This window comes from Arthrobacter sp. KBS0702, assembly GCF_005937985.2.
Lineage (GTDB): Bacteria > Actinomycetota > Actinomycetes > Actinomycetales > Micrococcaceae > Arthrobacter.
This window is the reverse complement of sequence record NZ_CP042172.1, coordinates 1,408,740-1,428,843: the sequence shown is the minus strand read 5'-3', so window position 1 is coordinate 1,428,843 and position 20,104 is coordinate 1,408,740. Positions and strand designations below refer to the sequence as shown.

The window sequence follows — 20,104 nt, the reverse complement described above, 5'->3', positions numbered from 1 at the left end:
CTCGGTTTAGGACTCTATCCGCTGGTCATCGAGAATGGTGAATCCTCGAGCTGTCAAGGCTGACCGCAGCTCCACCCGGTCGTCGAGGGCAAGGTTGACGCCCTTGACCTCCTGCCAGACCTCGTGGCCGCGGCCGGCCACCAAAATGGTGTCCTGCGGGCCCGCGAATTCCACGGCTTTGCGGATGGCGGCGTCGCGGGGAAAGACCTCAAGGACGGTGCAGCCGAGGCCCCCGCCGGCTTTGGCCTCGAGGGCGCCCGCCATCACGTCGGCGCGGATGGCTGCGGCGTCCTCATCGTGCGGGTCGTCGTCGCTGACGATCACGACGTCGGCGAGCCGGGCGGCAATGGCCCCCATCGCGGGCCGTTTGCTGTGGTCGCGCTGGCCGGTGGCGCCGAAGACGATGATCACCTTGGAGCCCGGCTCCGGGGAGCGCACGGCTTCGAGCGCGCGTTCGAGGGCGTCCGGGTTGTGCGCGAAGTCGACGACGGCGGCGGGGGCCGTCGCGACCAGCTGCATGCGCCCCGGAACCGCCACCATGAACGGATCCGCACTGTCCAGCGCGGCCTGTACCTCGGCCGCGCCGGTGCCGCCGGCGAGGACCATGACGGTGGCCAGTGCGGCGTTGGCGACGTTGAAGCTGCCGGGCAACCCGGTGTGCACCCGCAGTTCGGTGCCGTCCCGGTGCCGGAGGCCGAATTCGGTGCCGAGGCCGCGCGGCCGCGGATGGACGACGGTCCAGTCCGCGGCGGGAGCGCCCGTGATGCTGCCGGCCGGAGCGGTGCCGGCCGTGGCGAGGGTGGTGACCGGGATGTCGGCGGCGGCGGCCAGCTTCTGGCCCCACTCATCGTCCACGGTCACAACGGCCGCCCGGGCGCGCCCAGACGTGAAGAGCCGGGCCTTGGTCTCGAAGTACTCCGTCATGGTTCCGTGCAGGTCCAGGTGGTCCTGGGTCAGGTTGGTGAAGCCGGCGACGTCGAACACCACGCCGTCAACCCGGTGGAACGAGATGGCGTGCGAGGAGACCTCCATCGAGGCCGCGTCGAGGCCGCGTTCGCGCATCAGCGCCAGCAGGGCGTGCACGTCCGTTGACTCGGGGGTCGTGAGCAGGCTCGGGATCGCTTCGCCACCGGCCAGGATCTCGATGGTGCCGATCAGCCCGGTCTTTCGCCCGAGTCCCTGCAGCAGGGAGTTGATGAAGTACGTGGTGGTGGTCTTGCCGTTGGTCCCGGTGACGCCGAACAGGGCCGGGGCTGCCGCGTTGTCCGGCCGGCTCCGGTAGATCTGGGCGGAGAGGCGGCCCACCAGGCTGCGCGGCTCCTCGGCCAGCAGCACGGGTACCGAGATGTCGTTGGAGAGGGCCAGCAGGCGCGCGCCGGCGTCGTCCGTCAGCACCGCGACGGCGCCGGCGTCGACCGCCTGGGAGACGAAGTCCGCGCCGTGCCGGGTAGCGCCCGGCAGGGCAACGTACAGGTCCCCGGGCTGGACGGCCCGGGAGTTCAGCGAGATCCCGGTGACCGGGACGGCAGCGGAGGCGCCGGGAACCATGACGCCGATCCACTCGCCGATGGTTTCCAGCGGCACAGCGGCAACCGTCGCGGGCCGGAACGCCGCGCTGGAGTCCTGGCCGGTCGGCGCGGTAGCCGCATCCTGGGCATTGAGCTCTGACAAGGGGGTCTCCGTCGTGTGGTGCTTAGGCAGCTGGCGCCGTGCGCGGAGCATTGCCCGCACGCAGGCCCGGCTGCGTGAAACTGGTTGTTGCTGCTGACTCGTGGTGTTGGGTGCTACTTGGCGTACTGCGGCAGCCTGGCCGGCTCCCCCGTGGACGGCTGGACGTTGTAGGTGCGAAGCGTCTGGCTCATCACCGAGCGGAACACCGGTCCGTTGGTGATGCCGTAAATATTGCCCTTGGGCCGTTGCAGGACCACTTCAACAATAAACCGCGGATCGTCCATCGGCGCCATTCCCACCATCGAGGCGGTGAAGCCGCAGTACCCGGACTTTCCGTCATCGCACGGCGACTGGGACGTTCCGGTTTTGGCCCCAACCCGGTAGCCGTCGATAGCCGCTTCCTTGATCTCGCCCTCAGTCACTGCACTTTCGAGGATGTCGCGCACCTGCTTGGCGGTGTCCTTGGAGACGACCTGCCGGCTCTCCTTGGCGGGCACCTTTTCCTCGGTGCCGTCGGGGTTGATGTAGCTGTCGATCAGGCGCGGCTGGAGCATGACGCCGTCGTTGGCGATGCTCTGGTAGGCGCGGACTGTCTGCAACGTCGACTGGGCAACACCCTGGCCGAAGAGCACCGTGTACTCCTGCCGGCCGTCCCACTGGTCGGCCGGCGTCAGGATGCCCTTGGCCTCGGCGGGCAGGCCGATGTCCGGGGTTTCGCCGATGCCGAACTTCTGCAGCCAGTCATGCCGCTGGTCCTTGCTCAACCGCTGGCCCGCCATGACGGTGCCGGTGTTCATCGAGTACCCCAGGATGCCGGCCAGGGTGCGTTCCTCGGTGCCATGCTCAAAAGCGTCGGTGAAATTCTGGCCGTCCACGGTGTAGGACGGCGGGATCGTGAACCTGTCCAGCGGGCTGGACTTGCCCTCTTCGATGAGTGCCGCAGCCGTGATCATCTTCTCCACCGAACCCGGCTCATAGGCGGCGGTCACGGCACGGACGCCCCGGTCCTTGGCGTCCACCTTGCCGGGGGCGTTGGGGTCCGGAGCATTGGTGTCCGCCATTGCCACGATGTTGCCGGTCTTGACGTCCGATACGACAATGACACCCCATTCGGCGCTGAGCTTGTCCTTCTGGCTCTGGATGGCCTGCTGGGCGAAGTACTGCAGGTCGGAATTGAGCGTGAGCTTGATGTCCTTGCCGTTCACGGCCGGGGTGAACTGGTCCACGCCCACCGGGATCCGCAGCCCGTCGGCACCGATTTCGAAAAGCCGCTTCCCGGCCGTGCCGTTGAGCACATCGTCCTGGGTCTGTTCGAGCCCGGCCTGGCCCGTGGTGCCGTCCTTGAGGAAACCGACGATTCCGCCGGCCACGGAACCATTGGGGTAGACCCGCTTGCTGGTGCCCTCCGTGACGATGCCGGGGATCTGAAGCTTCGAAATTCGGTCTTCGACGTCGGGCCGGATGTCTTTCGCCACGATGTAGTAGCGCTGCTTGCCGGTCAACGCCTCCTTGAGGTCGTCCTTTTTCATCCCGAGGACGTTCGCGAGCTCTTCGATGCCCTGGTCGCGCGGGATTTTGACGATCGTGTCCTTGCCGTCGACCTGTTCGAGCCGCGGGAAGGATTCGGTCTTGGTGTTGACGGTCTGGTCCACTACGACGTTGTAGCGGATCACGCTGCTGGCCAGGACCGTGCCGTGGGCGTCGAGGATGCTGCCACGCTCCGCGGGCAGCTCAATGGGCTTGAGCCTGTTCTTGAGGGCCGCCTCGGCCATGCCGCCGGCGTCGAGGCCCTGGACCAGGAAAAGCTTTCCGCCGACGACGAGCAGGAGCGAGAGCATGATGCCCAGCCCGAGCCGCAGCCGCCGCGTGGCGCTGGGCGTCTTGCCCGCGCGTGCCTTGCCGGTGTTCTGCGCCACGATGTTTCCTTGCTGCTTGCCTGGCTGGTCGTTGGTCCCGTCGGCTATTTTCCGGGGATCTTCTGCGCGGGGGCCGGGATGGAACCGCCGTGCAGGTTGACGGCCGGCACGGGCGCCGGCGCCGGGACGGGGACCGCAGGTACCGCGGGGACAGCCGGCACCGCGGCGGCCGGGATACTCTCGGCCGGCTTGCGGTTGGCGAGCGGGTCCTTCGCAGAAGCTGCCGGAACCACGTTGACCTGGCCGGCCACGGCCGGCGCGGCAATCACGGCACCGGGGGTATCGCCCTTGACGGCCGGCTTCGCCTTTCCGGTCACTGCCAGGGTGGAAAGGTCGATCTGGCCCTTGCTCGTGGAGGCCACCATACCCAGCTCCGTGGCCTTGGCGGCCAGGTTCTGCGGGGCGTCGAAGTTTTGCACCTGCTGCGTCAGGTCCTGGTTCTGCTTGGTCAGGGTGGACTGCTTGGCCCGCAGCTCCACCAGCTGGTACTGCGCCGAGGAAACGGAGATGTTCAGGACCAGCACCGCCATCAGCGCCACTGCCAGGATCCCGAAGCACATCACGACGAAGGGCGCCCGGCGCTTGCGCGGAGCGGTGCGCACGACGGAGAGCGGGGTGCGGGTCTTGCGGGCCGGCGCACCCGGCCGCAGCTCCGGCAACGCACGGGCTGTGGCTGCGGTGGCAACGGGGAACCTGTTGACGGCGGCGGTGCTCATGCGACTCTCCTGGCTTTGATGCGTTCCACGGCGCGGAGCCTGGCGGAGGCGGCCCGTGGGTTTTCTGCGATTTCTGCTGCGGTGGGCACCTCGGTGCCCTTGGTCAGCGTCTTGAGTTCGGCCTTGTGTTCCTCGAGTTCCACCGGGAAGCCCAGCGGGGCCGAGGACTTGGAACCGGCCTGGAAGACGGCCTTGACGATCTTGTCCTCCAGCGAGTGATAGGACATCACGACAACCCGGCCGCCGACGGCGATCGAGGCCACGGCTGCCGGAATCGCGCGCTCCAGGACGTCGAGCTCCTCATTGACCTCGATCCGGAGTGCCTGGAAGGTGCGCTTGGCCGGGTGGCCGCCGGTCTTGGCCGCGCCGGCGGGAACCACGGCGCGGATAGTCTCGACAAGTTCCCCGGTGGTGGTGAACGGCTTTTCGGCGCGGGCCGCCACGATCCGGTTGGCGATCCGGCCGGCGAATTTTTCCTCGCCCCACTTGCGGATGATCCGGACGAGGTCTTCTTCGCTGTAGTTGTTCACGACGTCGGCGGCGGTCTGGCCGCGGCTGGTGTCCATGCGCATGTCCAGCGGCGCGTCGAAGGAGTAGGCGAAGCCGCGTTCGCGCTCGTCCAGCTGCAGTGAGGAGACGCCGAGGTCCATCAGGATGCCGTGGACCTCGGTGAAGCCGAGGTCCTCGAGGACCTCGGGGATTTCGTCGTACACCGCGTGGACCAGGTCGATCCGGGAGGCGAAGGGCTTCAGGCGCTCCCCCGCCAGGGCGAGGGCTTCCTCGTCGCGGTCGATGCCGATCAGGTGCAGGTCGGGGAACCGCTGCAGCATGGCTTCGGAGTGTCCCCCCATGCCGAGCGTCGCGTCGACGACGACGGGCGTCTCGCCCCGGCGTCGGGCCGCTTCGAAACCCGGTGCCAACAAATTGATGCACCGGTCCTTGAGGACCGGTACATGGCGTTCGGACGTAGGCTTCGCCTGGTTGGAGTCGTCGCTCATGCCTGCGTCCTTTCGTTGGAGGGAGTGCCTGTCGGGTGGTGCTGTGCTTCTTGGTCCAGATCCCCATCCGCGCCTACCCTGCGGCCCGCCTGGCTCCGGGGAAGTGAGCCAGGTGAACTGCCGGATGGGCGGCTGGAGATCTCGATCAAGAAGCGGTGGTGCTGACGGTGCCGGCGGGCTTCAGAGAATTCCCGGAATGGCGTCGTCGGTTTCCGAGAAGGCGGTTTCCTTTTCGGCCAGGTACTCGTTCCAGGCTTGGGCGTCCCAGATCTCCGCCCGGGTGCCTGCGCCGATGACGGCCAGCTCCCTGCCGAGACCTGCGTATTCCCGGAGCGCCGGCGGAATCGTCACGCGCCCCTGCTTGTCAGGTACCTCGTCGGAGGCTCCAGAGAGGAAAACGCGGATGTAGTCACGAGCCTGCTTGGAGGAGATTGGAGCCTCCCGCATCTGTTCGTGAACCCGGCCGAATTCCGCCTCACTGAAGACGTAGATGCAACGTTCCTGGCCCCTTGTGAGAACCAGTCCGCTGGCAAGTTCCTCGCGGAACTTCGCTGGGAGGATGATTCGACCCTTTTCGTCCAGACGCGGCGAATGAGTGCCGAGAAACACGGCCCACCACCTGTCTGTTGTAGGAAGTCCAACGTCCCCTGTGCTGCCACTACCCTCTTACGTCCTCCACATTACTCCACTTCACTCCCCCGTCAACGACATTCGGCGTGTTTTTGGGCAAATTTGGTGCATCTTTGACTCAAAAGTTCCTTGCGAATAAAGGAAAGCGAGAAAAGTGGTGCGCAGTGGAGGGAATTTCACCTCCGGCCGGCTGCCGGGCAGCCCCCAAGCTGCCCCACCGCTCGCGTCGGTCCGGCTCGGCAGCGGGTGCTCCGTAAGTGCCCTTTTGGCGCCCCACAACGGCACCAACGGAGCAGCGGATGCCGGTTAGATGCGGGTTAAACGGCAAAAGACCCGCCGAAGCGGGTCTTGAGTTTGCCTGACGGAGGCCTGGGTGGTGCGGAATGGAGGAGCGGCCCTGCCGGCCGAACGGAAACGCCCGGTCAGGAATCCCCGCGGTGCCGTTCCTCCCAGCGCTCCTCAAGGTTGCTCATAAAGGAACTGCGCGGCTTGCCCGGTTTTCCGCGGGTGCCGGCGGCCCTGCCGCCGGAGTTGCGCATCGTCGCGAAATAGACGCCGGCACCCATCACAATGAAGCCCAGCACCCCGACGATGATGCTTTGCAACGAAACCCCCAGCAACAGCAACAGGATCCCTGCCAAGGCGCCAAGGACCCCAATGACCAGATGCCGGGTAGACCAGGAGCGACCCGGATCCGAGCCCATGGAACTGGCAAACTTGGGATCGTCCTCGTGCAGCTGCTTCTCAAGTTGCTCCAGCAACTTCTGTTCGTGCTCCGAGAGCGGCATCACGACCTCCTTAAGTCGGCCAACGTCCAGACTTGACGCGACCCTTGTCCCTAAATCCCTAACGTTCGGGATTCCCGCCTGGTTCCCATTCCCCGCCATTGGACGAAATGTGGATTCCGGGTTCCCTGAAAGGTGTTTAGTTGGCATGGCCGGCAGCCCGAACGTTTGATCCGGTCGTTCGAAATCTACGTATATCTAGGATAGTTTGTTGCGCCCTGTTCTGAAAGACGCTCCCGTCGGCTTCGCGGCTCAGCCGGAGCCGCGCCCGGGGTCCAGCAAGCGGGCCGGGAGCACGGATTTGTTGCCGAACTTGCGGGTGACCCGGTCCAGGGCCTGCTCGGCGGCGCGCCAGTTGTCATCCCGCCGGTCCAGACTGAGCTGCAGGGGCGCCTGGGCGGCCTCCTCGAGCTGTTCCGCCCGGATCCCGACGAGCCTGACCGTCATCGGCCGGTCACCAACCGACTCCAGCAGTTGGAGGGCGACGCCGTAGAGCAACTGCGCGCTGTCAATCGGGGTGCTGACCGTCCGGCTGCGGGTAATCGTGGAGAAGTCCGCGTAGCGCAGCTTCAGTGCAACAGTCCTGGCATGCATGCCGGCGCTCCGAAGCCGTTCCGCCGTCCGGTGTGAGAGCCGCAACAGCTCCCGGTGCAGCAGGGCGTCGTCGGCCGTGTCCACCGCAAAGGTCTCTTCCGCGCCGATGCTCTTTTCCAGCCGGACCGGTGTCACCGGCCGCGGGTCGATCCCCCACGACAGCCGGTAGACGTGCTCCCCCGTGGCGCCCAGGATCTTCCGCAGCGACGGCAGCGGCGTCGCTGCGACATCCGCGACGGTCCGGATCCCCATCCGGGCGAGTACCTCGACCGTCTTGGCGCCGACCCCCCACAGCGCCCCGACCGGCAGGGTATGAAGGTAGGGCACGGTCTCCTCGGGGCCGATCAGCAACAGGCCGTCCGGCTTGCACCGCGTCGATGCGATCTTGGCGACAAACTTGCTGGCGGCAATGCCTACCGACGCCGTGATGCCCAGCTCGCCGGCCACCCGGCGGCGGATCAGTTCGCCGATGTCCCGGGGCGCCCCGAGCCGCCGGATGGCGCCACCGACGTCGAGGAAGGCCTCATCAACGCTCAGCGGCTCCACCAGGTCTGTGACCGAGCCGAAGATTGCCATGATCTGGCCGGACACCTCGTAGTAGAGCTTGTGGCGCGGTTCAATGATGACGGCCGAGGGGCACATCCGGGCCGCGACCGCCATCGGCATCGCCGACTTGACGCCAAACTTGCGGGTCTCGTAGGAGGCCGACAGCACCACTGAGCGGTCCGCGGGATAGCCCACGATCACCGGCCGGCCTTTGAGTTCTGGCCGGCTGCGCAGTTCCACGGAGACAAAGAAGGCATCCATGTCCACGTGCAGGATGCTGCTGCGCCGGAGCTCGCGAAGGCCCGCTTCGCTGTACTGTTTTCCGCTTTGGTTCTCGCTCTCCGGCCCCACACATCAATCCTATGCGCAGGGACTGACTAAACTGGAGGCTGAATCCGGCATCAACACCAGGAGGAATGTCCGCGTGAAGGTTTTTGGAGCGCACAATCGCGCCGTGGCGGCTGTGGCCGCCGCAGGCGCCTTGCTGGCCCTGGCCGCCTGCAGCCCCGGCCAGGGGGCGCCGGCCGCATCGTCTCCCGCGGCGTCGGCAGTATCCACCACACAAGCCTCCACGACGGCCCCTCCGAGCCCGTCCGCCGAACCCGGCACCTCCGCGACCGTGGGCGCCCTCGTGGCGGGCTTCCCGCAGAAGCTGCTGCCGGTAATGCCCGGCGCCAAGGTGGAGTCAAGCAGTTTCGACAAGTCCGGGGCCCCGGCAACCGTGGCCCTGGTGGGGAAGATCACCTCACCGTCGGCCGGAGTTGTGGCGTTCTATACCAAGGAACTGGAAAACCAGGGCTTCAAGGCAGTGCCCGGCGAGAGCGTCGGGGCGGTGGCTTCCAAGGACTTCCTTCGCGGCGACAATGAAACCGTGAACCTCGCCGTGGTGGAGGCCGCCGGGGTCTCAACCTTCACGATCGGCGCCAACGTAGCCGCAGAGTCCGTCAAGTGAGCCTGGCCGAGCAACTCCGGGTTGAGCAGACGGAGTTCGTGGCAGCCGTGGCCGGCAAGCTGACAGACTTCCTGGTCGACCGCACCACGGTGATGTCCACCATCTCCCCGGATATCGACCCGCTGATGGGATCGATCTCCAACCTCGTCACGGGCGGCAAGCGCCTCCGAGCCCTGATGTGCTACTGGGGTTGGCGAGGTGCGGGCGGCGACGCCGGCGCCGCCGAGGTGGTCACCGCAGGCTCGGCGCTCGAGCTGTTCCAGGCCGCGGCGCTCATCCACGACGACATCATTGACCGGTCCGACACCCGCCGCGGTGGCCCGAGCGTGCACCGCCGCTTCAGCGAACTCCACGCGAGCCAGGGCTGGGCCCTTGATCCGGAGCGCTTCGGCCACGCCGCCGCGATCCTGACCGGCGATCTGTGCCTGTCCTTCAGTGAGGAATCGTTCACCGAGATCGGCGACCGCGCAGCTTCCGGAAGCCGGGCACGACTCATCTTCAACCTGATGCGGGCCGAGGTTATGGCCGGGCAGTACCTCGACATCCTGGAAGAGGTGGCAGGTCCGCACCGGGACCGCGCCGGCGCCGTCAGCCGCGCCCAGTCCATCATCCGCTTCAAATCCGCCAAATACTCTACTGAGCACCCGCTGGCCCTCGGTGGCGCCCTGGCCGGGGCGCCGGACGAGCTGCTCCGCGGCTACTCGGCATTTGCCCTCCCGCTGGGCGAGGCCTTCCAACTCCGCGACGACGTGCTGGGCGTCTTCGGCGATCCCGTCACCACTGGGAAACCGGCAGGCGATGACCTCCGTGAGGGCAAACGTACGGTGCTCGTGGCCTTCGCCCTCGACCAGGCCGCGCCGGCCGAATCGGCCTTCATCGACGCCAAGCTGGGCAGCCCGGACCTGACCACCGACGACGTCGAGGAAATCCGCCGCATCATCGTCGACTGCGGGGCGCTTCAGGCCACCGAGGTCTTGATCGAGGAATTCGGCCGGGCAGCGTTCGAGGCCCTGGAGCTGCTGCCCCTGGAGGAACTGCCCAAGACTGCGCTACGCAAGCTCGCCGAGGCCGCAGTCAGCCGCACAGCCTAGCTCCGCGGCCCACCGCCGCCCACTCCACAAGCGGCCGGTTCCACAGGAGCCCGCGCACACAAAAGGCCGTGCACAACGCCTACGCGCCATGCACGGCCTGGGCCGTGGTGCTGTTACCAGGCCATGGTCTGGGCCCGGCGCCGGATCTCGGTCTTGCGCCCCTCGCGGAGCGCGTCGATCGGCCGTCCGCGCAGGGAGTCGTCCGGGGTAAAGAGCCAGGTGATGAGTTCCTCGTCCGAATAGCCGGCGTCCGAAAGCACAACGATCGTACCCTTCAGGCTCTCCACGGCGTGACCGTCCTGGATGAACGCCGCCGGCACGGAACGGATCCGCCGGTCGCCGATCCGCACGGCTGCGAGAGCACGCTCGTCCAGCAAGGCATGAACCTTGGTAATGGAGACGTCCAGCAGCTTTGCTACGTCGGGCAGGGGCAGCCATTCGCCTACAAGGCTTTCTACAGTACTCACGGATCAAGATTGCCATGCCGGACCGGATTGCGCCTAGTCAGCCACGATCGAATAGTGCGACCTCTTAATACAACCGCCCGCGGGCCGCCGCGGGGGCGGCTTCCTGGCCACCTTCAAGCCACCGGTGGCGACACTCCCGAATCCCGGGTTTGCGGAATGTCAAACAGTTCTTGTGCTATTTCGCAATTCATGAGAGATTCACATAGATCACATTTGTAACTGCAGTATCTTTAGTCACACTGGTAACACCAGTAACACCGGCCTGACCTGCAGCGTTCGCCGCTGAGAAGAGGATTTTTCCCATGACGACGTCACGTTCGCCGAAGCCCAACACGAGGCCAGGCCTCCCGCTGATCGCGGCGACGACAGCGGCCCTGCCCGCCGTCGTGCTGTCGTCGTTGGCGATCGCCCAGCCCGCTGCGGCCGAACCGCGCCCCCGCGCGATCCCGGCGACGCTTGCGGCGGCCATGAAGGCCCAGGCCCAAGGGCTGGCCGCCACCTCGCTGCCCTCGCTGCTGATTCCTGCGGCTTCAGTCCCGGTTACCATTCCCACCGCGTTCCGCCCCGCACAGGTCTCCGCGCCCGCCGAATACACCATCGCCCGCGGCGACACAATCAGCGCGATCGCCGGCAAGTTCGGTCTGGACACCTACGCGATCCTCAAGCTGAACAACCTTCAGGCCAACACCGTGATCTACCCCGGCCAGAAGATCAAGCTGACCGGCTCCGCGACGGCTCCAGCTGCTCCCGCCCCCGCCGCTCCGGCACCGGCCGGCGGCAAGGTCTACACCGTAAAGTCCGGCGACACCCTGAGCGCCATCGCCGCCCGGCACGGCGTCCAGCTTTCAGAGGTCTTCAACTGGAACGGCCTCAACATGCGCTCCGTGATCCACCCGGGCCAGCAGATCAAGATCGGCGCTGCCTCGGCACCGTCCGCTCCTGCCCCGGCACCCGCGCCGGCTCCCGCCCCGGCTGCACCTGCCCCGGCCAGCTCGGCGTCCTACACCATCAAGGCGGGCGACACCCTCTCCGGCATCGCAGCCCGGCACGGCGTCAAGCTCTCCGACATCCTGTCGGCGAACCGCCTGACCATGAGCAGCGTTATCTACCCCGGCAACAAACTGGTCATCCAAGACTCCAGCACCGGCTTCCTCAACCCGTCCTCGAGCCAGCCTCCGGCCACCGTGACCCCGCTCGTGCCCAGCACGTTCCTGGGCTTCAGCTACCCGGCGGCCGTCGTCGACTCGGCCAACCAGAACAAGGCGCTGCTCAACGCTTCGCCGGTTCCCAGCCGCGAGCAGATGAAGCAGATCGTGGCGGACACCGCGCGACGGATGGGCGTGGATCCCTCCCTGGCACTGGCCTTCGCCTTCCAGGAGTCCAGCTTCGACCACCGCTCGGTCTCCCCCGCCAACGCCATCGGCACCATGCAGGTGATTCCCTCCTCGGGCCAGTGGGCCTCGGACCTGGTAGGCCGGAAGCTGAACCTGCTGGACCCGTACGACAACGCCACGGCCGGCGTCGCCATCATCCGCCAGCTGGTCCGCACCAGCAAGGACCTGGACAACGCGATCGCGGGCTACTACCAGGGACAGTATTCGGTGAGCAAGTACGGTATGTACGACGACACGAAGGCCTACGTGGCCTCGATCAAGAAGCTGCAGAAGCAGTTCAGCTAAACCGCCAGCATCGCGCGGGGCTGAGCCCTCCGTCGCGTAACGATACGGGTCCGGATTGCATGTCAATCCGGACCCGTTTCCGTGCAGAGCTTAGGATCAAATGGTGCAGGAATACACATCGGACGCTCTTGTCGGGACCCTGGTGGACAACCGGTACCTGATCCGTTCCAAGCTGGCCCGCGGCGGGATGTCCACGGTTTACCTCGCCACGGACCGCCGGCTGGAGCGGGATGTCGCGCTCAAGGTCCTGCATCCGCATATGGCCGGAGATCCGCAGTTCCTGGACCGGCTGGGCCGCGAAGCCAAGGCCGCCGCCCGGCTCTCACACCCGCACGTGGTGGGCGTGTTGGACCAGGGCGAGGACGGCCCGCTCGCCTACCTGGTGATGGAGTACATCAAGGGCCACACCCTGCGCGACGTGATCAAGGACAAGGGCGCGCTCACGCCGCGGCTGGCTCTGGCCCTGATCGACCCGGTCGTCGAAGGCCTCGGAGCGGCCCACGCCGCCGGCCTCATCCACCGGGATGTCAAGCCGGAGAACGTGCTGATCGCCGACGACGGCCGGATCAAGATCGGCGACTTCGGGCTGGCACGGGCCATCACCACGACCACCAGCACCGGGGCACTGATCGGGACCGTTGCCTACCTCTCCCCCGAGCTCGTGATGGGCCGGCAGGCCGACGCCCGCAGCGACATCTACTCCTTGGGCATCATGCTGTACGAGATGATCACCGGACGGCAGCCGTTCGACGGCGACGTCCCCATCCAGGTCGCCTACCAGCACGTAAACTCCACCGTGGGCGCACCCTCGGAGCTGGTTCCTGGCCTGGCTGGCGAACTCGACGAGTTGGTGCAGTGGTGCACCGCCAACGACCCCGAGCAGCGCCCGGTGGATGGCAACGCCCTGCTATCCGAACTGCGCCACATCCGGACCAACCTCAGCGACGCCGAGCTTGACTTGCGGCCTCCCGCGGCGCTGCCCAACTCCGGCACTCCGGCGGGAGCGGCTGCGGGCTCCATTGCAGGCGTGGCCGGCGCACGGCCCGGAACGCAGCCCGGCGCGTCCGGGGAGGCCCACACCGAACTGCTCGGCGGTATCCAGCGGCCCACCGAAGTCATCAGCCGGGACAGCCATCATCCGACGACTGTCCTCTCCGGCACCCCTCGGCCCGGCGCGTACGGCCCGCTCTCCGCCCCGGACGAGCACGGCTTCAGCGCCTCGGCGGACGAACCGATTGGCATGCCGGTCCCGGCCAGCAAGCGCGCCCTGCGGAAACAGGACCGCGACGAGGAGAAAGCCCGGCAGCGCGCGGCGGCAACGCCCAGCCGCAGCCTGCGTCCGGGCAACCCGCGACGCCGCGGCCTGGTCTGGATCCTGGTGCTGGTTGTGCTGGCGTTGCTCGCGGCCGGGGCCGGCTGGTTCTTCGGCATGGGCCCGGGGTCTCCCGGCACTATCCCGCAGCTGGCCAACAAAACCGTGGCCGAGGCGCAGCAACTGCTCCGCACCGCCGGATTCCAGTCCACCACCCGCGATGTCTTCGACGACGACGTCTCGCCCGGACTGGTGGTGGGTTCGGAGCCGAGCGCCGGGCAGGTGGTCCGGAAGTTTGAGTCCGTCTCGCTCGCCGTGTCCAAGGGCCCAGAGCTGTTCCCCCTGCCGGAACTGACGGGCAAGTCGCTCGACGATGCGAAGTCGGCCCTCAACGGCGCCGGAATGGCCCTGGGGCCCGTCACGGAAAGCTATGACGACGCGGCGGCGGCCGGTACCGTCCTGTCCCAGACCCCGCCGAAGGGCACCGCAGCCAAGCACGGGACACCGGTGGCGCTGACGGTCTCCAAGGGCCCGCAGCCGATCCCGGTGCCGGATGTGCGCGGCAAGGACCAGGACGCCGCGGTCAAGGCCCTCGAAGCAGCAGGCCTCAAGGCCGTCGTCGCCCCGGAACCCGTCTTCGACCGCGCAGTGGCCAAGGGGAAAGTCGCCGGCCAGGACCCGGCCACTGGCAACCTCACCAAGGGCGGAACAGTGACCCTGACCATCTCGAAGGGGCCGAAGTTCGTCCAGGTCCCGGACGTGTTCCGCAAGCCCGAAGCGGAGGCGGTCAAGGCCCTCAAGGACGCCGGCTTCGAGGTGAAGGTCAGCTACGCCTTCGGCTCCTCCGTGCTGGGCCTCGTGGCCGGCCAGGACAAGACCGGACGGCAGCCGGAAGGGTCGCTCATCACCATCACCGTGACCTGAGCCCCGCGGCATCGGCCGACTGGCCCGGTAACCCGAGCCGTGGCCGATGCCCTGGCGCCGCCTAGCGCTTGGAGAGGGCCCCCGCCACCAGGAACGCCATCTCGAGGGACTGCATGTGGTTCAGGCGCGGATCGCAGACTGACTCGTAACGGTCCAGGAAAGCGTCCTGGTCGATCGGGTCGGCGCCGCCGAGGCATTCGGCCACGTCGTCGCCGGTCATCTCCACGTGCAGGCCGCCCGGGACGGTGCCCAGGCCGTGGTGCACTTCGAAGAAGCCGCGCACTTCGTCGATGACGTCGTCGAAGTTGCGGGTCTTGTAGCCGTTGGGTGAGGTCACCGTGTTGCCGTGCATCGGGTCGGTGACCCAGAGGACCTGGGCGCCGGAGCCAGTAACCCGCTCAACAATGGAGGGCAGCTTCTCCCGGATGTTGCCGGCACCCATCCGGGTGATGAAGGTCAGGCGGCCAGGCTCGCGGTTCGGGTCCAGCTTGTCGATCAGCCGGAGCGCGTCGTCGCCGCTGGTGGACGGGCCAAGCTTCACGCCGATCGGGTTCCGGACGCGGGAGAGGAAGTCGACGTGCGCGTGGTCCAGCTCGCGGGTGCGCTCCCCGATCCAGAGGAAGTGCGCGGAGGTGTCGTACGGCAGGCCGGTGCGCGAGTCGATGCGGGTCAGGGCGCGCTCGTAGTCCAGCAGCAGGGCCTCGTGGCTGGCATAGAACTCCACCCGCTTGAGCGCCTCGAAGTCCGCTCCGCAGGAGGCCATGAACTTGATGGCCCGGTCGATGTCCCGTGCCAGCGACTCGTAACGCGCGTGCGCCGGGTTCTCCGTAAAGCCCTTGTTCCACTGGTGCACCAGCCGCAGGTCCGCGAAGCCGCCCTGCGTGAACGCGCGGATCAGGTTCAGGGTCGACGCCGAGGTGTGGTACGCCTTGAGCATCCGGCTGGCGTCGTGGGCGCGCGACTCCGGGGTGAAGTCGTAGCCGTTGACGATGTCGCCGCGGTAGGCCGGCAGCGTCACGCCGTCGCGCGTTTCATCGTTGGAGGAACGCGGCTTGGCGAACTGGCCCGCCATGCGTCCCATCTTGATCACGGGCATGGCCGCGCCGTAGGTGAGCACAACGGCCATCTGCAGGATGGTCTTGACCCGGGCGCTGATCTTGTCCGCCGTGGCGGCTTCGAAGGTCTCCGCGCAGTCCCCGCCCTGGAGCAGGAACGCCTTGCCCTGCGCCGCCGCGGCGAGCCGCTCGCGCAGGATGTCCACTTCGCCGGCGAAAACCAGCGGCGGCAGCACCGAGAGTTCCTTCACCGAGGCCTCAAAGACCGCCGGATCGGACCAGCTGGGCTGCTGCGAGGCGGGGAGTTCCCGCCAGTGGTCGAGACCGGGATAGTTGGCGGCACCGCTCTGGGCCGTGCTGGCGAGGGCGGTGCCCGCCAGCGAGGGATTGTTCAGCGAGGAATTTTTGGGGGACGTCGAAGGCGCAGATAGCTCAGTCACCCTCTAAGGATAGTTGCCCCCGCGCGGAACAGGGGCGCCCGCCGTCATTGACCGCCGGCGTTCCGTCACACAGTTCCGGGAGTCTCCGGACCCTGGCCGGCGCCGGCCTCCGGCACCTCGGTGGCCTTTCCGGCGAGCCGCAGCTTGACCACGGCGGCGTACTCGTCGACGTACTCCTGGCCGGAGAGCCGCATCAGCTCGTACATGATCTCGTCGGTCACGGAGCGCTGGATCAGCCGGTCATCCTCCATGCCGTAGTAGCGGCTGAAGTCCAGCGGTTCGCCGAAGATCATCCCGATGCGCCGGATGTTGGGCATCCGCTTGCCGATCGGCTGGACTTTGTCCGTGCCGATCATCGCGACCGGGATCACCGGGACCCTGGCCTGCAGGGCGAGCCGCGCCACGCCGACCTTGCCGCGGTACAGGCGGGCGTCAGGGCTGCGGGTGCCCTCGGGGTAAATGCCCAGGAGCGAGCCGTTCTTCAGCACGTCCATTCCGGCGTCAAGCGAGCGGGCGGACGCAGCCCCGCCGGACCGGTCCATCGGCAACTGGTTGGTCAGGCGGAAGAAGGCCGCGGTGAGTTTGCCTTTGATTCCCTTGCCCGTGAAGTACTCCGATTTAGCCAGGAACACCACCGGCCGGGGCACCATGAGCGGCATAAAAATCGAGTCGGAGAAGGAGAGATGGTTGGAAGCCAGGATCGCCGCGCCCTCGGCCGGAACATTGTCCATACCCTTGACCCACGGCCGGAACAGCGTTTTCAGGACCGGCCCAAGGACGAAGGTCTTCATGAACCAATAAAACACGTGGTGAACCTCTCCGGCAGGCGTCTGGCCGGCCCTTCTTCGGGCCCGGCCAGGACTTCAATGACACCCTACTCTAGTGAGTTTTGTCGCGAACAGTGACACGATGGGCACATGAGCGAAAGCAGCACTCCGATGGCGCCTGCCGCTTTCAGCTACCCGGGCCACGGCGCCAACGCGGGCATCGGCGTGGCCATCTGCCACGGCTTCACGGGAAGCCCCCTGAGCGTCCTGCCCTGGGCCGAACATCTGGCGGCCCTGGGCCACGCCGTATCCGTCCCGCTGCTCCCCGGACACGGCACCGACTGGCGGGACCTGGCCCGGCACCGCTGGCAGGACTGGTACAGCGCCTTCGACGCCGCGTACCTCGACCTCGCGGCCCGAACGGACGCCTGCTTCGTCGCCGGCCTGTCCATGGGCGGGACTATCGCGCTGCGGACCGCGGCGCGGCACCCCGTGGCCGGCGCCGCGGTCGTCAATCCCGGATTCAGCTTCTACGACCGCCGGGTGCGCTACATCGGGGTCCTCAAGCACCTGCAGCGCACCACCGTCCCGGTTCAGGAGACGGAGTCCACGGCGGCGCCCACCCAGGACGGGGATTACGCCCTGACCCCGCTGAAGGCCGTCCATCAGCTGCGCAAACTGTTTACCGCCACCTTGCGGGAGCTGCCCGCCGTCGGCGCTCCCGTCCTGGTCTTCAAATCCGACACCGACGCGGTGGTCCCGCCGACGTCGCTGGCGCTGCTCCGCGAACGGCTCGGATCGCGGGAGCTGGCCGTGGTGCCGCTCCCGGGCAGCGGCCACGTTGCCACGCTCGACGTCGACGCGCCGCTGATCTTTGACCAGTCCGCCCGCTTCTTTGCCAGCCACGCGGCGCCGCACACCGTCCACTCCACCGTCCCCGCCGGCCCAGAGCTGTCAAGAAACCCAGAGCAGTCAAGAAACACGGAGCCCGCATGAGCACAGCCCCCGACCACTCACCGTTCAGCAGCCCGTTCACCGGATCGGGTCCGCGGACCGGCGTTGTTGTCTCCCATGGTTTCACCGGCAGTCCGCACGGCGTGCGGGCGTGGGCCGAGTCCCTGGCCGCGGCCGGCTACGCCGTGCGGATGCCGCTGCTGCCGGGCCACGGCACCAGCTGGCAGGAACTGGCCCGGACACGCTGGCAGGACTGGCATGCGGGCCTCGACGCCGCCTACCTGGAGCTGGCAGCCGAATGCGACCACGTCGTGGTGGCGGGCCTGTCCATGGGCGGCGCACTGGCCCTTCGGCTTGCGGCCACCCGCCCGGTGGCGGGTGCGGTGCTGGTGAACCCGGGCCTGGTCATCGACGATCCGCGGGCCCCGCTGGCGGGCATCCTGAGGTTCGTACTCAAGAGCACCCCGGCGATCGCCAACGATATCCTCAAGGCCGGGGTGGATGAAGGCGCCTACCCGCGGACCCCGGTTGCGGCGGCCCATGAGCTGAACAAGATGTTCAAAGACACCCTGCGGCTGCTGCCGAGGATCACCGCCCCGGTCCGGGTTTACCGCTCCACCGTGGACCACGTCGTCTCCGACACCAGTCTGGCGGCCCTGCGCCGCGGCCTGACCAACGCCCCGCTGGAGGTCATCCGGCTGGAAAACAGCTACCACGTGGCTACCATGGACAACGACGCGCCCCGGATCTTCAGCGGCACGGCCGAATTCATCCGGTCGGTTGTGGAAGGGCACACCCCGGGCGCAGCCGGCGCCAGCCAGAAAGAAACGGCAGATGACTAAATCCGACCCCGGCTCCCCCGACCCGGATTCCCCGGACTCCAGCGCCAACCAGGACGACGCCGTCTGGCGTGACCTGGTGGCCAGGCTGGAGGGCACCGATTCGGGTCCCGCCGCCGGGCCCGGCGGCGGGAGCGCCGCCGCGCGGACGTTCCGCGACTTTGACCCGCTGGGCCTGTCGGCCCCGCCGCCGCCAGGTCCCCCGGCCGGGACCCGGCCGGCCCCGGACACCGGCGTGGACGACGACGGCGACCGGGACGCCGTGGCCGGCCCCCGGGACTACGAGGCGGACGACGACGAAGGCGCGTTCGTCCCGGAGGAACCGCCCAGCCTGGCTGCGGCCGACCCGATGACGGTGCTGGCATGGCTGGGCGCTGTCGGCGGTCCGATCGCCCTGCTCCTGTCCGCCATCTTCTGGCGCTCCGCACCCCTGCTGGCCGTCGTCGGCATGGTGGTTGCGTTCGCGGCGTCGGTGGTGTTCCTGATAATGAAACTGCCGCACGAAAAAGACGAGCACGACGACGGAGCCAGGGTTTAGCCGGTTGTGGACCGGATGGCTGCGGCGTAGCCGGCTGTGGTTGGCTAGCTGTGCATGCGGCTGCTGACCCGGGAGAGGTCCGCGGCGCCGATCAGGCCGGCATTGGGGCCGAGAGCGGCCAGCTCAATCCCGGCCGCCGGACGGAAGCCGCGGCCGGTCAGGTTGCGGGCGAAGGCCTTCCGCGCCGGGGCCACAAGCAGTTCACCGGCATCGCACAGGCCGCCGCCGATGACGAAGGTACCCGGGTCCAGGGCCGCGGCCAGGTTCGCCAGTCCCAGGCCAAGCCACTCCCCTACGTCCTCCAGGAGTTCCCTGGCGGTGGCGTTGCCGGCCTTGGCGAGTTCGGTGACGATCACGCCGGTGATCAGGTCGGCACGCCCGTCGACTGCCTTCAGAAGTTCCTGGGCCACCGGTGAGTTGGCACTGGCAAGTTCCCTGGCCTCGCGTCCGAGCGCGTTGCCGGAGGCATACTGTTCCCAGCAGCCGCGGTTGCCGCACTCACAGCGGTGGCCACCTGGCATGATGATCTGGTGGCCGAATTCGCCGGCAACGCCGAAGCGGCCCCGTTCCAGCCGTCCGTCCATCACCATAGCGCCGCCGATCCCGGTGCCCAGGGTGATGCAGACCAGCCGGCTCTCGCCGCGCCCCGCACCGAAGCGCCACTCCGCCCAGCCGGCGGCGTCGGCGTCGTTGGTCAGCAGCACAGGCCGGCGCAGCAGCCGCTGCAGGTTGTCCCGGAGTGGCTCATTGCGCCAGGCAAGATGGGGGCTGAACAGCACCGTGGCGCCGTCGAGGTCCATCCAGCCGGCCGCCCCGATGCCGACAGACCAGATGCGGTGCCCGCGGCCCAGCTCCTCGACGAGTTCGACGATCACCTGTTCGACGGCTCGCGGGTCGTTGCCCGGCGTCGACCGCCTGGCCTCGCGAAGGATGCGCCCTTCGGCGTCGACCACTCCGGCCGCGACTTTGGTGCCGCCGATGTCCACGCCAATCGCCAGCCCCTTGCGGCCAAGGCGCAGGTGTTCGCGCAGGCGGCTGGCCCGGCCGGAACCGGGACGGCCCGGTGTGCCGCGGCGCCAGGCGGCCGTCCTGGGCTGCGGACCGGGCTGCGAGCGGGGCTCCGGACCGGGTGTTGGAGTATGCATCGTTCCCCATTCTAGGCCCGCCCGCACCTATGCGGCGGGGCATCCGGCCCCTGCCGCAAGTGGCGCCACCAACCGGCTTCACCGT

General features: G+C 67.8%; 18 protein-coding genes. 7 read left to right on the top strand and 11 right to left on the bottom strand.

The window, feature by feature from the left end; translation table 11 throughout:
• Nucleotides 1-6 precede the first annotated feature (6 nt).
• The 7 genes from FFF93_RS06515 to dinB form a co-directional block, all read right to left on the bottom strand.
• On the bottom strand, nt 7-1,671 hold the full coding sequence (locus FFF93_RS06515) for a UDP-N-acetylmuramoyl-L-alanyl-D-glutamate--2,6-diaminopimelate ligase (RefSeq protein WP_261375338.1): 1,665 nt from the start codon (nt 1,669-1,671) through the stop codon (nt 7-9).
• Nucleotides 1,672-1,784: 113 nt separating this feature from the next.
• Entirely contained in the window at nt 1,785-3,587 is a 1,803-nt protein-coding gene (locus tag FFF93_RS06510; protein ID WP_138769642.1) for a penicillin-binding protein 2, read from the bottom strand.
• A gap of 44 nt (nt 3,588-3,631) precedes the next feature.
• The gene (locus FFF93_RS06505) at nt 3,632-4,303 is read right to left on the bottom strand and encodes a hypothetical protein (protein WP_138769643.1); all 672 of its coding nucleotides are present in this window, start codon (nt 4,301-4,303) and stop codon (nt 3,632-3,634) included.
• Nucleotides 4,300-5,301 (bottom strand): 16S rRNA (cytosine(1402)-N(4))-methyltransferase RsmH, encoded by a 1,002-nt coding sequence (rsmH, locus tag FFF93_RS06500; protein WP_138769644.1) that lies wholly within the window; start codon nt 5,299-5,301, stop codon nt 4,300-4,302. The genes FFF93_RS06505 and rsmH overlap by 4 nt, the downstream gene beginning before the upstream one ends.
• 180 nt (nt 5,302-5,481) lie before the next feature.
• Entirely contained in the window at nt 5,482-5,910 is a 429-nt protein-coding gene (gene mraZ, locus FFF93_RS06495; protein WP_138769645.1) for a division/cell wall cluster transcriptional repressor MraZ, read from the bottom strand.
• 443 nt (nt 5,911-6,353) lie between these two features.
• Nucleotides 6,354-6,719: a DUF3040 domain-containing protein gene (locus FFF93_RS06490; RefSeq protein ID WP_138769646.1), complete on the bottom strand. Its 366-nt coding sequence runs from the start codon at nt 6,717-6,719 to the stop codon at nt 6,354-6,356.
• 249 nt (nt 6,720-6,968) lie between these two features.
• Complete coding sequence (gene dinB, locus FFF93_RS06485; RefSeq protein WP_261375334.1) at nt 6,969-8,207, bottom strand: DNA polymerase IV; 1,239 nt, start codon at nt 8,205-8,207, stop codon at nt 6,969-6,971.
• Nucleotides 8,208-8,280: 73 nt separating this feature from the next.
• On the opposite strand from dinB, the gene FFF93_RS06480 reads away from it, so the two are divergent.
• Both FFF93_RS06480 and FFF93_RS06475 read left to right on the top strand, forming a co-directional pair.
• Complete coding sequence (locus FFF93_RS06480) at nt 8,281-8,808, top strand: hypothetical protein (RefSeq protein WP_138769647.1); 528 nt, start codon at nt 8,281-8,283, stop codon at nt 8,806-8,808.
• Nucleotides 8,805-9,899, top strand: a complete 1,095-nt coding sequence (locus FFF93_RS06475; RefSeq protein WP_138769648.1) for a polyprenyl synthetase family protein — start codon at nt 8,805-8,807, stop codon at nt 9,897-9,899. Before FFF93_RS06480 ends, FFF93_RS06475 begins: the two co-directional genes overlap by 4 nt.
• Before the next feature lie 113 nt (nt 9,900-10,012).
• Here the strand turns inward: FFF93_RS06475 and FFF93_RS06470 are convergent, their stop codons facing one another.
• Entirely contained in the window at nt 10,013-10,366 is a 354-nt protein-coding gene (locus tag FFF93_RS06470; protein ID WP_138769649.1) for an Rv2175c family DNA-binding protein, read from the bottom strand.
• A gap of 302 nt (nt 10,367-10,668) precedes the next feature.
• Here FFF93_RS06470 and FFF93_RS06465 point away from each other — a divergent pair, with 302 nt between their 5' ends.
• Together FFF93_RS06465 and FFF93_RS06460 are read left to right on the top strand one after the other, a co-directional pair.
• Entirely contained in the window at nt 10,669-12,045 is a 1,377-nt protein-coding gene (locus FFF93_RS06465) for a lytic transglycosylase domain-containing protein (protein ID WP_138769650.1), read from the top strand.
• 100 nt (nt 12,046-12,145) lie between these two features.
• Complete coding sequence (locus FFF93_RS06460; RefSeq protein ID WP_138769651.1) at nt 12,146-14,281, top strand: protein kinase domain-containing protein; 2,136 nt, start codon at nt 12,146-12,148, stop codon at nt 14,279-14,281.
• A 61-nt stretch (nt 14,282-14,342) separates the two neighbouring features.
• Here FFF93_RS06460 and FFF93_RS06455 read toward each other — a convergent pair whose 3' ends face one another.
• Together FFF93_RS06455 and FFF93_RS06450 are read right to left on the bottom strand one after the other, a co-directional pair.
• Nucleotides 14,343-15,776, bottom strand: a complete 1,434-nt coding sequence (locus FFF93_RS06455; protein WP_395858424.1) for a class II 3-deoxy-7-phosphoheptulonate synthase — start codon at nt 15,774-15,776, stop codon at nt 14,343-14,345.
• 65 nt (nt 15,777-15,841) lie between these two features.
• Complete coding sequence (locus FFF93_RS06450; protein ID WP_138769652.1) at nt 15,842-16,582, bottom strand: 1-acyl-sn-glycerol-3-phosphate acyltransferase; 741 nt, start codon at nt 16,580-16,582, stop codon at nt 15,842-15,844.
• Between the two features lie 111 nt (nt 16,583-16,693).
• Here FFF93_RS06450 and FFF93_RS06445 point away from each other — a divergent pair, with 111 nt between their 5' ends.
• Genes FFF93_RS06445 through FFF93_RS06435 form a run of 3 tightly spaced genes read left to right on the top strand, consistent with a single transcriptional unit; the run spans nt 16,694 to nt 18,874 of the window.
• A complete protein-coding gene (locus tag FFF93_RS06445) occupies nt 16,694-17,539 on the top strand; it encodes a carboxylesterase (RefSeq protein WP_138769653.1) in 846 nt (281 codons plus the stop codon).
• The gene (locus FFF93_RS06440; protein WP_138769654.1) at nt 17,536-18,339 is read left to right on the top strand and encodes a carboxylesterase; all 804 of its coding nucleotides are present in this window, start codon (nt 17,536-17,538) and stop codon (nt 18,337-18,339) included. Before FFF93_RS06445 ends, FFF93_RS06440 begins: the two co-directional genes overlap by 4 nt.
• Nucleotides 18,332-18,874 (top strand): hypothetical protein, encoded by a 543-nt coding sequence (locus tag FFF93_RS06435; protein WP_138769655.1) that lies wholly within the window; start codon nt 18,332-18,334, stop codon nt 18,872-18,874. The genes FFF93_RS06440 and FFF93_RS06435 overlap by 8 nt, the downstream gene beginning before the upstream one ends.
• Nucleotides 18,875-18,918: 44 nt before the next feature.
• Here the strand turns inward: FFF93_RS06435 and FFF93_RS06430 are convergent, their stop codons facing one another.
• Nucleotides 18,919-20,019 (bottom strand): ROK family glucokinase, encoded by a 1,101-nt coding sequence (locus tag FFF93_RS06430; RefSeq protein WP_138769656.1) that lies wholly within the window; start codon nt 20,017-20,019, stop codon nt 18,919-18,921.
• Nucleotides 20,020-20,104 lie beyond the last annotated feature (85 nt).